The following is a 14458-nucleotide window of genomic DNA, read 5'->3' as shown; positions in this document are numbered from 1 at the left end:
TCACTACGCGCAGTGGGAGCAGCAGGCCGCCGACCTCGTCGCCCAGCACTGGAACAACTGACGACACGTGTGCACAATCGCTGGCCGGCACCCCGTGCGGGGTGCCGGCCAGCGGCGTCTCCGGCGTCCGGGCGGTACGGCTCGGCGGAGGTGAGGTCCCGGACGCGGTACGGCCTGGCGGAGGTGAGGTCCCCGGCCGGGGCGGTCGATGCACGGCTGGTTCCGGGCGGTTGGCGAATGGCGCGGGGCGGGCCGGCGGTCAGCGGCGGTGGCCGAGGGTGACGTCGACCAGGGCGGCGACCAGCGCCAGCGCGATGACCGCGGCGGCCAGGAGCAGCGAGTGCCGGAACGCGACGGAGTAGTCGCCGCCGCTGCCGGCCAGCGCGGAGAAGAAGACCGATCCGACGGCGGCGATGCCGGCCGCGGAGCCGATCCGCTGGCCGGTCTGGAGCATGCCCGCGCCGCTGCCTGCCTGCGGCACCGGCACCTGGGACAGGGTGAGGGTCTGGTTCGGGGCGATCACCAGGCCGCTGCCCAGCCCGGCGACCAGCAGCGGCGCCGCGGTCAGCCCCGGCACGACGGCTCCGGCCGGCGCGAGGTCGAGCACCCCGACCACCGCCCCCAGCCCGAGCACCACGGTGAGCAGCCCGACCGCGACCAGCGGCCGGCCGAAGCGGTTGACGATCCGGCCGCCGAGCGCGGACGCGGCGGCGGAGCCCAGGGCGAACGGGGTGATGGCCAGGCCGGCGACCAGCGCGTTGTAGCCGAGGCCGTCTTGCAGGTAGAGCGTGAAGATGAAGAAGATCGCGGTGAACCCGCCGAAGTAGACCAGCGCGATCAGCGACCCGAGGGCGTACGACCGGAAGGCGAACAGGCGCAGGTCGAACAGCGGCTCGCGGCGTCGGGCGTGCCACCGTTCCCAGGCCGCGAAAGCGGCCAGGGCGAGTAGTCCGGCCGGCACGAGCAGCCACTTCGCCCGGCTCTGCCACTCCTGTTGCACCAGCGGCAGCAGCACCAGCAGCACGCCGGTCCCGAGCAGCAGCACCCCGACGAAGTCCAGCCGGCGGTGGTCCGCCGGGCCCGCCGGGCGTCCGGGGAGCAGCCGCCAGCCGAGGACGACCGCCACGATGCCGACGGGTACGTTGACGAAGAACACCCATCGCCAGCCGTGCTCCTCGCCGCCGATGGCGATCAGCAGGCCGCCGACGAGCGGGCCGACCGCGGTGGAGATGCCGATGGTGGCCCCGAGCAGCCCGAAGGGGCGGCCCCGCTCCGGTCCCTGGAACAGCTCCTGGATCAGGCCGGTGACCTGCGGATTGACCACGCCGGCGGCCGCGCCCTGGAGCAGCCGGGCCGCGATCAGCCACGCGGGGGAGGGCGCCAACCCGGCGAGCGCGCTGGCGAGCGTGAACAGGGCGATCCCGAAGACGAACGCGGTGCGCCGTCCGCGCGCGTCGCCGAAGCGGCCGGCGGAGACCAGCACCAGCCCGAACGTCAGGGCGTACCCGGAGAGCACCCACTGCAGGTCGCTGGGGGAGGCCCCGAGGGCGCGGTCCATCGACGGGACGGCGACGTTGACGATGCTCACGTCGAGCAGCGTCATGAACGCGGCGACCAGCCCGACCCCGAGGGCCTGCCAGCGTCGCCGGTCGTCCGGCGCGGCGGTGGCGTCCGCCGGTCGCGGCGCACGCGCCGCGCTCATCCTGCCTCCCGTGGACCGGTGATCGGGCATCGCTGTCCGCTACTCCGGTCCCCGGGAGGAAAATCGTCGCGGCGCGCCCGTCGACTCACGCCATCTGACGGGCGCAGAACCGGGGGCCGAAGTCGAGACCGGCCATCGGCGAGTCCTCGCGGTGCAGCAGGTTCTTCTCGGTGAGCAGGTGCAGTGGCGCGTGCAACTGCTCCTCGGTCAGCCCTGCCTCCTGGGCGATCAGGTCCGGGTACGGCACCTGCCCGCGCGCCTCCAGGGCCGCCACGGCGTCGTACACCCGTTCCTCGACGTCCGACAGTTGCACCTGCCGCATGATCTCCTCCTTCACCTTCCCCGCCCCGCGGGCGGTCGCGCCGCGCGGTTACCCCGTGGCCGACCGAAGATGCACACTCGATCGGGCGGTCATCCGGCCGCGCCGACGCCGCCCGGCGCGGCCTTCTGGCATACGCTGCACCGGTGATCATCTGGGATCTCGCCGTCGTCGGCGCCGGCCCCGCCGGCCTCTCCGCCGCCCATGCCGCCGCCCGCGCGGGCGTGCGCACGCTCGTGGTGGAACGTGCCGCCCACCCCCGGTACAAGACCTGCGGGGGCGGCCTCATCGGCACCTCGCTCGCGGCGGTGGGGGACCGCATCGAGGTGCCCGCGCACGACCGGGTGGACCGGGTCACGTTCACCCGGGACGGGCGACGCCGGTTCACCCGACGACACCCCGACGGCCCGCTCGTGACGATGGTGCGCCGCGAGGAGTTCGACGACCGGCTGCGCGCCGCCGCGGTCGCCGCCGGCGCCGAGGTCCGCGAGCGCGCCGCGGTCCGCGCCGTCGAGCAGGACCCGGAGGTCGTACGCCTGCGGCTGGCCGACGGGGAGACGGTGCGTGCGCGGGCCGTGATCGGGGCGGACGGCTCCTCGGGCGTGACCGCCCGGCACGTGGGGGTCCGCCATCGGCAGGTCGACCTGGGGCTGGAGCTGGAACTGCCGGTGCCGCCGCGGGAGCAGGACCGCTGGCGGGGCCTCGTGCTGCTGGACTGGGGCCCGCTGCCCGGCTCGTACGCCTGGGTCTTTCCCAAGGGCGACCGGCTCACGGTCGGCGTCATCGCCTCGCGGGGCGAGGGGGAGCGGACCCGGGCCTACCTGCGGGCCTTCGTCGACCGGCTGGGTCTGTCCGGCGTGGAGCCGGAGCACGACTCCGGTCACCTGACCCGCTGCCGCGCGGAGGACTCCCCGCTGCGCCGGGGCCGGGTGCTGGTGGCCGGTGACGCGGCGGGCCTGTTGGAGCCCTGGAGCCGGGAGGGGATCAGCTACGCGCTGCGCTCCGGCGAGTTGGCCGGCACCGCGGTGGCCGCCGGCGACCTGGCCGGCTACGACCGCGCGGTCGAGCGGGACCTGGTGCCGTCGATGCGCGCCGGGCACCGGCTGCTCGACGTGTTCGCGCGGCGGCCGGAGGTCTTCCACGCGCTGCTGGCCACCCCGCCGGGCTGGCGGATGTTCGTGCGGTTCTGCCAGGGGCGGGCGAGCTTCGACGAGACGCTGGGCCGCGCCCCGGTGCGGGCGGCGCTGGCGCTGCTGGACCGGCTGCCGGCCCCTCGCACGCCGCTGGCCAATCTGCCGTCCTGAGCGACCGAGTCGCCTCCCGTCCGCCCCGGCCCCGGTTTCACACCAGGATCCTAGGATGCCTTACGGGTGGTGACGCGCGGCGCGTCCGTCGACGTCGCCCCGCCAGCGGACGCGCCGGGAGAAGCGGAGCCGGATACGCGGACGGGCCGCGGGCGATCCGCCCGCGGCCCGTCCGGTGATCGTCGGTCAGAAGACCGGGACGCCCTCGCGTACCAGCCTCCAGTTCGGCCGGTAGAAGTCGGCCGGGTCGATCGCGCCCCTGGCCTGCGCCCAGTCGATCAGCAGCTGGCGGATCTCCTGCTGCTCGTTGTAGACCTGGGTCTTCACGATGCCGGGGAAGTTGCCGCCGCCGCTGCGCCGGTAGTTGTTCACCGCCACCACGAACTGCGCGTTGTCGGCGACCGGGGTGTCGGTGCCGGGCAGCACCAGGCGGGTGATGCGCTGGCCCACCGGCCGGGAGATGTCGATGTCGTACTCCAGGCCGGAGATGACGTCGTAGTTGTAGTCCGGCACCGCCGGGTCGCTGATCGTCTCCGGGTTCACCGGGGCGCCGGGGGCGAGGGTCCGGAAGTACTTCGCGGAGTACTCCAGGTAGGTCCGCACCTCGGCGCCGCTGAGCACGACGGCCTCGAGGGTGTTGTCGAAGACGTACAGGCCGGCCACGTCGCGGATCTTCACGTCGCCGGCGGGGAAGACCGCCGTGCGGCTGAACGGCGCCGCGATCGACAGCACCGGCAGGGCCGCGTACGACGTGCCGGCGAGCGCCTGGCCGACCACCTCGGTCTGGACGTGGTTGATGAAGTCCAGGATCGGGGTGTCCTTGTAGCGGCTCTCCGCCGCCGAGAGCTCGACCGTGGAGCGGGCCACGACCTGGTTGACGTACGCGACGGTCTTCTGGTGCTGCGCCCGCACGGCGGCGAGGACCTTCGGATCCTCGGCCACGGTGTTGGTGTTCAGCAGGGCGGCGGACTTCTTGGTGATCTTCCACCGGCCCTTCTCGCGGGCCAGGGTGAAGTCCATCCGGCTCAGCCGCTGGCCCCACTTCGACGGCTCGGTGAGCAGCACCTGCTCGCCGGTCTGCTCGTTGGTCACGAACTTCTCGGCGACCTCGGCGTGGGCGTGGCCGAAGAGGATCGCGTCGATGCCGGGGACCTGCTGGGCGATCAGCGCCGTCGGGTTCTCGATCGGCAGCTCCGGGCCGTAGCTGGAGGTGCCGCTGTCGCCGCCGTGGGCGGAGATCAGCACGATGTCGGCGCCGCGCTCCCGCATGATCGGGACGTACTTCTTGGCCGTGGCGATCATGTCGTCGAACCGCAGCTTGCCCTCGACGTTCGCCTTGTCCCAGATCGCGCTGCCAGGGTTCGTCAGGCCGAGGATGCCGACGCGCAGCGGCGGCGCGGCGAAACCGACGGAGACCTTCTTGATGACGAACGGCAGGAAGGCCGGCTTGCCGGTGGCGACGTTGACGGCGTTCGCGGCCAGCGCCGGGAAGCCGAGCTGCGAGATCCACTTGGCCAGCAGGGGCAGGCCGTAGTTGAACTCGTGGTTGCCCAGCGTCACGGCGTCGTACCCGAGCACGTTCATCGCGTTGGCCATCGGGTGCGTCGCACCGGTGGTGGTGATCGGCTCCTGCTTGGCGTAAAAGGTCGCCAGCGGCGTGCCCTGGATGGTGTCGCCGGCGTCGAGCACCAGCGTCGCCTTGCCCCGCCGCTCGGCGCGGATTTGATTGACCAGGGTGGCCAGCTTTGCGACGCCGACGTCGTTGTGCTTGCTGTCGTCGTACTCGGCGTCCTTGTAGTAGTCCCAGTTGTAGACGTTGCCGTGGGTGTCCGAGGTGCCGAGGATCGTGAGGTCCCAGGTCCGCGACCGGGTCGCGCCGGCCGCCTGGGCGGGGGTGGCGGCGATCAGCGGGACGCTCGCCGCCGCGGCCGCGGCGGCGAGCACCGTCCGACGCGACGGGCCGGAGGGAGAGGTCATGACGTGCCCTTCCATGGGGTTGGGGCGCCTGCTGGGCGCCGAGCGCACCATAACGAGCGGCCGTCACTCCTGCCACAGCAGCCCGAGGTGTTTCACACCACCGGCGTCCACGGTCCCGTTGGTGTAACACCACAACGCCCGTTTCCGCCCGCCGCCGCAGGGTAGGGGCGGTGGGAGACCAGACCCGACCGGTGCGCGAGGAGACGTCGGTGAGCGAGGACCAGCACACCCAGCAGGACCCCACCAGCCAGTACGGCCAGCAGGAGGGGCAGCCGAGGCAGCAGCAGACGCCGCCCGGCTCGACCCAGGAGATGACCCCGAAGCCCGACCACGGCGAGGAGTCGTACCGGGGCAGCGGCAAACTGACGGGCCGTCGGGCGGTGATCACCGGCGGCGACTCCGGCATCGGCCGGGCGATCGCCATCGCGTACGCCCGGGAGGGCGCCGACGTGCTCATCTCCTATCTCGGCGAGCAGGAGGACGCCGACGCCCGGGAGACCGTCCGGCTGGTCGAGGAGGCCGGCCGCAAGGGGATCGCCGTGCGCGGCGACATCACCGACGAGCGGCACTGCCGGGAGTTGATCGAGCGTGCGGTGCGCGACCTCGGCGGCATCGACATCCTGGTCAACAACGCGGCCTACCAGATGTCGCAGGACAAGGGCATCCTCGGCATCAGCGACGAGCAGTTCGACCGGGTGCTCAAGACCAACCTGTACGCGATGTTCTGGCTCTGCCGGGCCGCGATCCCGCACATGTCGGAGGGGTCGGCGATCATCAACACCTCGTCGATCCAGGCGTTCGACCCGTCGCCGCAGCTGCTGGACTACGCCACCACCAAGGCGGGGATCGCCAACTTCACCAAGGCGCTCGCCGCCGACCTGGCCGAGCGGGGGATCCGGGTGAACGCGGTGGCGCCCGGCCCGATCTGGACGCCGCTGATCCCGGCGACCATGCCGGAGAAGAAGGTCGAGCAGTTCGGCCAGGACACCCCGGAGGGCCGCCCCGGCCAGCCGGCCGAGCTGGCCCCGGCGTACGTCTTCTTCGCCTCCCAGGAGTCCAGCTACGTCACCGGCGAGATCCTCGGCGTCACGGGCGGCCGGCCCACCAAGTAGTCCTTTGCGGCCCCGCGCTCGCCGCAGCAGTGGCGGTTGGTCCCCACTCGCCGGGGCCGACCGCTGAGCGATCCCCGCAGCGGCGGGGAGCTGTCAGCGGGGCCAGGAGGCGAGACGCCTGCGGACCTGGGCGACGGCGGCGGCGTCCAGGCCGTAGCGGGCGAAGCGGCGGTCGGGCAGCCGGTCGAGGTAGCGACCGGCTGCCCGCACGTCGGCCTCGTCCAGCGCCGGGTCGAGCTGGCGGGCCAGTTCCAGCAGCTCCGCCACGTCGTGCTGTTCCAGGGCCGCCGCCACGTCGATGTAGTCCCGAACCTCCCGCCGGTTCACCAGGGCGGCGGTCTTGTTCGCCATCAGGTCGCGCACGTCCATCACCGGGCCGAGATCCATCACCACGGGGCTGCGGTGCCGGTCGAGCCGAGCCAGGCTGAGCCGGATCCGCCGCCCGTCCCGGCTCACCACGAAGTCCTTCAGGTCCCGGTCGAAGCCCTCGAACAGCTCCGCCAACTCGCTGTCCGGATCCGCGTCGCGCACCTCGAACCCGGCCCGCTCCAGCGCCCTCCGCACCCCGTCGGCCGCGGCCGCGGCGGCGCCCTCGACATCGGCGAAGAGGTCCACGTCCTCCGTCGGGCGGGTCACCAGCCCGTGCGCCGCCCAGGCCACCCCGCCCCCGAGCACGAACCGGTACGGCCCGGCGGCCGACAGGGCCACCCGAGCCACCTCGCGGTAGAACTCGTGCGGATGGGCGGTGCTCACGCCGTACGCAGACCCCGGTGGCGGCTCTCCCACGCCTGGCGTACCCCCCTGGGCAGGTTGAGCAGGCGCCACACCCGACGCAGCGTGCGACCGTTGATGAGCAGGCGGAGGTCCTCGGCGCGGGTGGTCTCCCGCAGGACGTTCTCGTACATCCAGAGCAGCTCGTCCGGATCTTCGAGGTCGAAGGCGCGGTCGGCGTTCCACATCAGCCGCACCGGCAGCTCCACCACGCCGCGCGTGGGGCCGGTGAGCTCGGCGAGCGTCCGGGTCACCACGGCGGGCCGGCCCGGGCGGGCCAGGTGGGCCACGCGGGTCGCGGTGGGGGAGAGGCCGTGCATGCTGTCAGGGTACGCCCGGTTCTTGGTTTGTCGGTGCTGGCGGTGCGGTGGGGGTGTTCATCTGGCTTGCGCTGCGGTGGGGTGGTCGGCTTCGGCTTGCGTTGCGTGGGGGTGGGGGTGGGGGGGGGGGGGGGGGGGGGGGGGGCGGGGGGCCGGGGGGGGGGGGGGGGGGGGGGGGGGGGGGCGCCCCGGGGGCCGGGGCGGGGGGGGGCGGGGGGGCGGCGGGGGGCGGGGCCGGGGGGCCCACACCCCGTCGGTGGTTGCGCGTCGTGCGTGCCTGGATGTCCGGTTGGCGTTTCCCGCCGGTCGGGACCGGGCCGGCCGCGAGGTGTCGGCCCGGGGCTGTGTCGTGGGCAGGACCCGTCTGTGGGGGGCAGGTCGACAGGGGGTGGGCGGTGACATCCCCGGTGTCCGGTTTCGGGGTGTGACCGGGGGCATCGTGGGCGTGGAATCGTGGCGGGGCCGGGGTCGTTACACCATGCGTACGGCTGAGCAAAGGCACACCCCCCGGCGTGACGGGCTGGTGTGCCCACCCCCGGAATGATGGTGGGCCGCCGGCCGTTACACATGGTCCCGGCCGACGTGCGGGCGTCCCCCCGCCCCGCGTGACTGGCCCGGTCTGAGTCTTCCCGGTGTGCTGCCGGATCCCCCCGTTTTGTTGAGCGCCGGACGGTGCTTGCATCCCTTCGCCGTTCCCCCTTTTGGCGGTGGTGGTGCCAACCCCCGAATGGAGCCACTGTGATGAACACGATCATGCGTAAGAGCGTTCTTGGTGTTGCTGCTCTGGCTTTCGCCGGTGGTGTGTTCGCTGGTCCGGCTGCGGCTCACGCGAGCCCTGCGGTGGAGGCCGCCCCGGTCGGCGCCGTGGCGGTGCAGGCCGACAAGCCGGCCGTGGACAAGGCGAAGCTGATCCCGCACGGTGTGCAGGGTGCGCAGTCGCGTATCGACCTGTCGGATGAGCAGGTCGCCAACGTGAAGGCGATCGTGGCGGCGACGAAGAAGGCCGGTATGGACGAGCGGGCCGCCGTGGTGGCGATCGCCACGGCGTTGCAGGAGTCGAAGCTGGAGAACCTGGGTCATCTGGGTGAGCGCAACGACCACGACTCGCAGGGCCTGTTCCAGCAGCGCCCGTCCTCGGGTTGGGGCACGGTGGAGCAGATCACCGACCCGCAGTACTCGACGATGGCGTTCCTGAAGGGTCTCAAGCAGGTCGACGGGTGGCAGGACATGCCCCTGACGAAGGCGGCGCAGACGGTGCAGGTGTCGGCGTACCCCGATCACTACGCGCAGTGGGAGCAGCAGGCCGCCGACCTCGTCGCCCAGCACTGGAACAACTGACGACCCACACAGACATTCCACGCAAGGGGGACCGCCGGCCGGCACCTGTCACGGGTGCCGGTCGGCGGCACATCCACCCGACGACAGACGGCGCCGCCCGAGCCCATCCGGCTCGGGCGGCGCCGTCTTCGCGTACGCGGAAGGTCGAGGCGGCGGGCGGCGGGCGGTGACCGTCGGGTGGTGATCGGGGGCTCGGGTCGCGGGCGCGTGCGGGCTGTCCTAGTGTTCGAGGGGTCGACGGCGTCGGGGCCGCGGGAGGGGGTGTCGCGGGGTGGGTTTGCGGACCTTCATCGAGGGCTGGCCGGTCTACCGGCAGCTCACCGGCACCGACCCGCTGGGCCGGGGCGCCGCCGCGCAGTCCGCGCGTTCGGCCGGGCTGACCGCGCGCACCGAGACCGCCGACCGGATGGCCCGCTCGGTCTGCCCCTACTGCGCGGTCGGTTGCGGGCAGCGGGTGTACGTCAAGGACGAGCGGGTCACCCAGATCGAGGGCGACCCGGACAGCCCCATCTCCCGGGGGCGGCTCTGCCCGAAGGGCTCCGCCAGCAAGAGCTTGGTCACCAGCCCGCTGCGGCAGACGAAGGTCCGCTACCGGCGCCCCTACGGCACCGAGTGGGAGGATCTGGACCTCGACGTCGCGCTCGACATGATCGCCGACCGGATCCTCGCCGCCCGCGCCGAGACCTGGGAGGACGTCGACGCCCAGGGCCGGCCGCTCAATCGCACGCTGGGCATCTCCAGCCTGGGCGGGGCGACGCTGGACAACGAGGAGAACTACCTCATCAAGAAGCTGTTCACGGCGATGGGGGCGCTCCAGATCGAGAACCAGGCGCGCATTTGACACTCCGCCACCGTCCCCGGTCTGGGGGCCAGCTTCGGTCGCGGTGGCGCGACGGACTTCCAGCAGGACGTCGCCAACGCTGACGTCATCGTCATCCAGGGCTCGAACATGGCCGAGGCCCACCCGGTGGGCTTCCAGTGGGTGATGGAGGCCAAGCGGCGCGGCGCCAAGGTGTTCCACGTCGACCCGCGGTTCACCCGCACCAGCGCGCTGGCCGACACCTACCTGCCGATCCGTGCGGGCTCCGACATCGCGCTGCTCGGCGGCGTGGTGCGGTACATCCTGGAGAACGAGCTGGACTTCCGGGAGTACGTGCTGGCCTACACGAACGCCGCGACGATCGTCAGCGAGCGGTTCGTCGACACCGAGGACGGCGACGGGTTCTTCTCGGGCTTCGACCCGGAGACGGGCAGCTACGTCCAGGACTCCTGGCAGTACGCGGGCCACGAGTCCGACTCGGGCAGCGGGCACACCGCGAAGGAGCGGGACACCGCCGCCGGGCTGCGCCACGAGTCGCACGGCGCGCAGGTTGGCGGGCAGACCGAGCGGGACGAGACGTTGCAGCACCCGCGCTGCGTCTACCAGATCCTGAGGCGGCACTTCGCCCGATACACCCCGGAGATGGTGGAGCGGGTCTGCGGCATCCCGCGGGAGAAGTTCCTGGAGCTGGCCCGGGCGTGGACGGAGAACTCGGGCCGGGAGCGCACCGGGGTGCTGATCTACTCGGTGGGGTGGACGCAGCACAGCGTCGGCGTGCAGTACATCCGCACCGGCGCGATCATCCAGTTGCTGCTGGGCAACATGGGCCGCCCCGGCGGGGGGATCCTCGCCCTGCGGGGGCACGCCAGCATCCAGGGCTCCACCGACATCCCGACCCTGTTCAACCTGCTGCCCGGCTACCTGCCGATGCCGCACCACGCCGACCACCCCACCTTCGACGCGTGGGTGGACAGCATCCGCCACCCGGGCCAGAAGGGCTTCTGGGGCAACGCCCGCGCCTACGCGGCGAGCCTGCTCAAGGCGTACTGGGGGGACGCGGCGACGCCGGAGAACGACTTCTGCTACGGCTACATGCCCCGGATGACCGGCGACCACGGCACGTATCAGCAGGTGCTGAACATGATCGACGGGAAGGTGAAGGGTTACTTCCTGCTCGGGCAGAACCCGGCGGTCGGCTCGGCGCACGGTCGGGCCCAGCGCCTGGGCATGGCCAACCTGGACTGGCTGGTGGTCCGCGACCTGTTCATGATCGAGAGCGCCACGTTCTGGCGCAACGGCCCCGAGGTCGCCACCGGCGAGATCGTGCCGACCGAGTGCCGGACGGAGGTGTTCTTCCTGCCGGCCGCCTCGCACGTGGAGAAGGAGGGCACCTTCACCCAGACCCAGCGGCTGCTGCAGTGGCGGGAGAAGGCCCTCGACCCGCCGGGCGACGCCCGCTCCGAGCTGTGGTTCTTCTACCACCTCGGGCGCCGGCTGCGGGAGAAGCTGGCCGGCTCCGACCTGCCACGCGACCGGGCGCTGCTCGACCTGGCCTGGGACTACCCCACGCATGGCCCGCACGCCGAGCCGAGCGCCGACGCGGTGCTGCGCGAGATCAACGGGTACGACGTGGCGACCGGCCGGCCGCTGTCCACGTTCGCCGAGGCCCGCGACGACGGCTCGACCGCCGTCGGCTGCTGGATCTACTCCGGGGTGTACGCCGACGGCGTCAACCAGGCCGCCCGCCGCAAGCCCCGGCACGAGCAGGACTGGGTGGCCGCCGAGTGGGGTTGGGCCTGGCCGGCGAACCGCCGCACCCTCTACAACCGCGCCTCGGCCGACCCGCAGGGCCGGCCGTGGAGCGAGCGGAAGAAGTACGTCTGGTGGGACCCGGACGCGGGGGAGTGGACCGGCTACGACGTGCCGGACTTCGAGCGGACGAAGCCGCCGACGTACCGGCCGCCGGGGGGCGCGTCCGGCACGGAGGGGATCGCCGGCGACGACCCGTTCGTCATGCAGGGCGACGGGAAGGGCTGGCTGTACGCGCCCAGCGGGGTGCTCGACGGCCCGCTGCCGACGCACTACGAGCCGGCCGAGTCGCCGGTGCGCAACCCGCTGTACCGGCAGCAGGCCAACCCCACCCGCAAGGTGTACGCGCACCCGGTGAACTCGGTGAACCCGAGCCCGCCGCAGGAGCACAGCGACGTCTTCCCGTACGTGTTCACGGTCAGCCGGCTCACCGAGCACCACACGGCGGGCGGGATGAGCCGCACCGTGCGGCCCCTGGCGGAGTTGCAGCCGGAGATGTTCGTCGAGGTGTCGCCGGAGGTGGCCGCCGAGCGGGGCCTGGCGCACCTGGGTTGGGCGCACCTGGTCAGCGGGCGGGCGGTCATCGAGGCGAAGGTGCTGGTCACCGACCGGCTGACGCCGCTGCGGGTGGACGGCCGGGTGATCCACCAGGTGTGGCTGCCGTACCACTTCGGGTTCGAGGGCCTGGTGACGGGCGACTCGGCCAACGACCTGTTCGGGATCACCCTGGACCCGAACGTGCTGATCCAGGAGAGCAAGATCGGTACCTGTGACGTGCGTCCGGGCCGCCGGCCCACCGGCGCGGCCCTGCGGGACCTGGTGGCGGACTACCGGCGGCGCGCCGGCATCGAACCCGGCCACCCGCCGCCGACCGTGACGCCGGGGGCGGTCCGGGCGGAGACGGCCGGCGACGGCGGGGAGGGCCGCGGTGCTTCCTGACCCGAACAGCCTGTCCGGGCCGCTCGATCCCGCCCCGGACGCCGGCTGGGCCGACGCCCCGCCCCGGATGGGTTTCTTCACCGACACCAGCGTCTGCATCGGCTGCAAGGCGTGCGAGGTGGCGTGCAAGGAGTGGAACGACGTCCCCGGTTCGGGGCTGGACCTGCTCGGGATGTCGTACGACAACACGGGCGCTCTGACCGCCAACTCGTGGCGGCACGTGGCGTTCGTCGAACAGCCCCGCCCGGCCGGGCACCGCAGTCCGCCGTTCGCCGGCACCCCGGCCGGCGGGTCGGTCAGTGCCTCGTCCGCGGCCGCCGGCACCGGCAACCCGACCGGCACCGATCCGGGTGTGCCGCCGGGCTCCGCGGACGCGGCCGCGCGGATGGCCGGCCCCGGGAGCGCGCCGGCCGGGCCCGAGTTCCTGGGCATGCCCGGGGCGCAGCCGCCGGGGCGCGCCGGCGGCACGGAGGGGCGCACCGACTTCCGCTGGCTGATGATGTCCGACGTCTGCAAGCACTGCACCCACGCGGCCTGCCTGGACGTCTGCCCCACCGGGTCGCTGTTCCGCACCGAGTTCGGCACGGTGGTGGTGCAGGAGGACATCTGCAACGGCTGCGGCTACTGCATCTCGGCCTGCCCGTACGGCGTCATCGACCAGCGCGCGGGCGACGGCCGGGCGTGGAAGTGCACCCTGTGCTACGACCGGATCGGCGCCGGGAAGACCCCCGCCTGTGCGCAGGCGTGCCCGACCGAGTCCATCCAGTACGGCCCCCTCGACGAGCTGCGGGAGCGGGCCGCGGCCCGGGTGGCGACCCTGCACGAGCGGGGCGTCGCCGAGGCGCGGCTCTACGGGCACGACCCCGACGACGGGGTGGGCGGCGACGGCGCGTTCTTCCTGCTGCTCGACGAGCCCGAGGTGTACGGCCTGCCGCCGGACCCGGTGGTCACGACCCGGGACCTGCCGAAGATGTGGAAGCGGGCCGGCCTGGCCGCCCTGGCCATGGCGGCGGCGGCCGTCGCCGCGTTCGTCGGAGGTTCCTCGTGAGTCAGCAGCGTGGTCGGCGGCGGCGCGGCGGCGAGGAACTCGCCGTCCCCGAGGCCGAGTTCACCTCCTACTACGGCCGGCCGATCCTCAAGGCCCCCGTCTGGAAGTGGGACATCGCCGCGTACCTGTTCACCGGCGGGCTGGCGGCCGGCTCGTCGCTGCTCGCGGCGGGCGGGCAGGTCACCGGCCGGCCCGCGCTGCGCCGCGCCGGCCGGGTCACCTCGCTGGCGGCGGTCACCGCCAGCGCCGTCTTCCTGATCAGGGACCTGGGTCGGCCGGCCCGGTTCCACCACATGCTGCGGGTGGCCAAGCCGACCTCGCCGATGTCCGTGGGCACCTGGATCCTCAGCGCGTACGGCCCGGCCGCCGGGATCGCGGCGGTCGCCGAGGGCGCCGCGTGGCTGCCCGAGCGGGGCCTGCCGGGGCTCGCCCGCCGGGTGCTGCCACCGGTGGGGCACGCCGCCGGGCTGGCCGCCGCGGTGACCGCGCCAGCGCTGGCCACGTACACCGGGGTGCTGCTCGCCGACACGGCCGTGCCGTCCTGGCACGAGGCGTACCCGGAGCTGCCCACCATCTTCGCGGGCAGCGCCCTGGCCAGCGGCGCCGGCGTGGGGCTGATCGCCGCGCCGACCGCGCAGGCCGGTCCGGCCCGGCGGATGGCGGTGGCCGGCGCCGCCCTCGAACTGTTCGGCTCACACCGGGTGGAGACCCGGCTCGGGCTGCTCAGCGAGCCCTACCGCAATGGGCGGGCCGGCCGGCTGCTGCGCGTCGGGCGGGCGCTGACGGCCGCCGGGGTGGCCGGCGCGCTGCTCGGGCGGCGCAGCCGGACGGTCTCCGCGCTGTCCGGGGCGGCGCTGCTGGGCGCGTCGGTCGCCACCCGCTTCGGCATCTTCCACGGTGGCGTCGCCTCGGCGAAGGATCCGAAGTACACGGTGGTGCCGCAGCGGGACCGCATCGCCCGGCGGCGCGCCGCCGAGGGCTGACGCCCGACCGCGCCCG

The 14458-nt window shown here is 73.4% G+C and carries 11 protein-coding genes; 6 read left to right on the top strand and 5 right to left on the bottom strand.

Annotated elements, in window-relative coordinates:
• Nucleotides 1–259 precede the first annotated feature (259 nt).
• Complete coding sequence (locus ACGF7U_RS18305) at nucleotides 260–1702, bottom strand: MFS transporter (protein WP_393107969.1); 1443 nt, start codon at nucleotides 1700–1702, stop codon at nucleotides 260–262.
• Between the two features lie 85 nt (nucleotides 1703–1787).
• Entirely contained in the window at nucleotides 1788–2024 is a 237-nt protein-coding gene (locus tag ACGF7U_RS18300) for a hypothetical protein (protein ID WP_393107967.1), read from the bottom strand.
• Between the two features lie 143 nt (nucleotides 2025–2167).
• Here ACGF7U_RS18300 and ACGF7U_RS18295 point away from each other — a divergent pair, with 143 nt between their 5' ends.
• A complete protein-coding gene (locus tag ACGF7U_RS18295; RefSeq protein ID WP_393107965.1) occupies nucleotides 2168–3325 on the top strand; it encodes a geranylgeranyl reductase family protein in 1158 nt (385 codons plus the stop codon).
• Between the two features lie 186 nt (nucleotides 3326–3511).
• Here the strand turns inward: ACGF7U_RS18295 and ACGF7U_RS18290 are convergent, their stop codons facing one another.
• Nucleotides 3512–5302 (bottom strand): bifunctional metallophosphatase/5'-nucleotidase, encoded by a 1791-nt coding sequence (locus ACGF7U_RS18290; RefSeq protein WP_393107963.1) that lies wholly within the window; start codon nucleotides 5300–5302, stop codon nucleotides 3512–3514.
• Nucleotides 5303–5511: 209 nt separating this feature from the next.
• On the opposite strand from ACGF7U_RS18290, the gene ACGF7U_RS18285 reads away from it, so the two are divergent.
• On the top strand, nucleotides 5512–6414 hold the full coding sequence (locus ACGF7U_RS18285) for an SDR family oxidoreductase (RefSeq protein WP_393108008.1): 903 nt from the start codon (nucleotides 5512–5514) through the stop codon (nucleotides 6412–6414).
• Nucleotides 6415–6507: 93 nt separating this feature from the next.
• Here the strand turns inward: ACGF7U_RS18285 and ACGF7U_RS18280 are convergent, their stop codons facing one another.
• Together ACGF7U_RS18280 and ACGF7U_RS18275 are read right to left on the bottom strand one after the other, a co-directional pair.
• The gene (locus ACGF7U_RS18280; RefSeq protein WP_393107961.1) at nucleotides 6508–7167 is read right to left on the bottom strand and encodes a nucleotidyl transferase AbiEii/AbiGii toxin family protein; all 660 of its coding nucleotides are present in this window, start codon (nucleotides 7165–7167) and stop codon (nucleotides 6508–6510) included.
• Nucleotides 7164–7505: a hypothetical protein gene (locus ACGF7U_RS18275; protein WP_393107959.1), complete on the bottom strand. Its 342-nt coding sequence runs from the start codon at nucleotides 7503–7505 to the stop codon at nucleotides 7164–7166. The genes ACGF7U_RS18280 and ACGF7U_RS18275 overlap by 4 nt, the downstream gene beginning before the upstream one ends.
• A gap of 741 nt (nucleotides 7506–8246) precedes the next feature.
• On the opposite strand from ACGF7U_RS18275, the gene ACGF7U_RS18270 reads away from it, so the two are divergent.
• The 4 genes from ACGF7U_RS18270 (at nucleotide 8247) to nrfD (ending at nucleotide 14442) form a co-directional block, all read left to right on the top strand.
• Nucleotides 8247–8843, top strand: a complete 597-nt coding sequence (locus ACGF7U_RS18270; protein ID WP_393107957.1) for a hypothetical protein — start codon at nucleotides 8247–8249, stop codon at nucleotides 8841–8843.
• Between the two features lie 271 nt (nucleotides 8844–9114).
• Entirely contained in the window at nucleotides 9115–12411 is a 3297-nt protein-coding gene (fdh, locus tag ACGF7U_RS18265; RefSeq protein ID WP_393107955.1) for a formate dehydrogenase, read from the top strand.
• Nucleotides 12401–13459 carry a 4Fe-4S dicluster domain-containing protein gene (locus ACGF7U_RS18260; RefSeq protein WP_393107953.1) on the top strand — a complete coding sequence of 353 codons (1059 nt, stop codon included), beginning with the start codon at nucleotides 12401–12403 and terminating at the stop codon, nucleotides 13457–13459. The genes fdh and ACGF7U_RS18260 overlap by 11 nt, the downstream gene beginning before the upstream one ends.
• Nucleotides 13456–14442 carry an NrfD/PsrC family molybdoenzyme membrane anchor subunit gene (gene nrfD / locus ACGF7U_RS18255; protein WP_393107951.1) on the top strand — a complete coding sequence of 329 codons (987 nt, stop codon included), beginning with the start codon at nucleotides 13456–13458 and terminating at the stop codon, nucleotides 14440–14442. Before ACGF7U_RS18260 ends, nrfD begins: the two co-directional genes overlap by 4 nt.
• Nucleotides 14443–14458: the final 16 nt, after the last annotated feature.

It is taken from the genome of Micromonospora sp. NPDC047670, assembly GCF_043204915.1.
In the GTDB taxonomy this organism is placed as follows: domain Bacteria; phylum Actinomycetota; class Actinomycetes; order Mycobacteriales; family Micromonosporaceae; genus Micromonospora.
The sequence above is the reverse complement of the archived record's forward strand: the minus strand, read 5'-3'. Positions and strand labels throughout refer to the sequence as shown.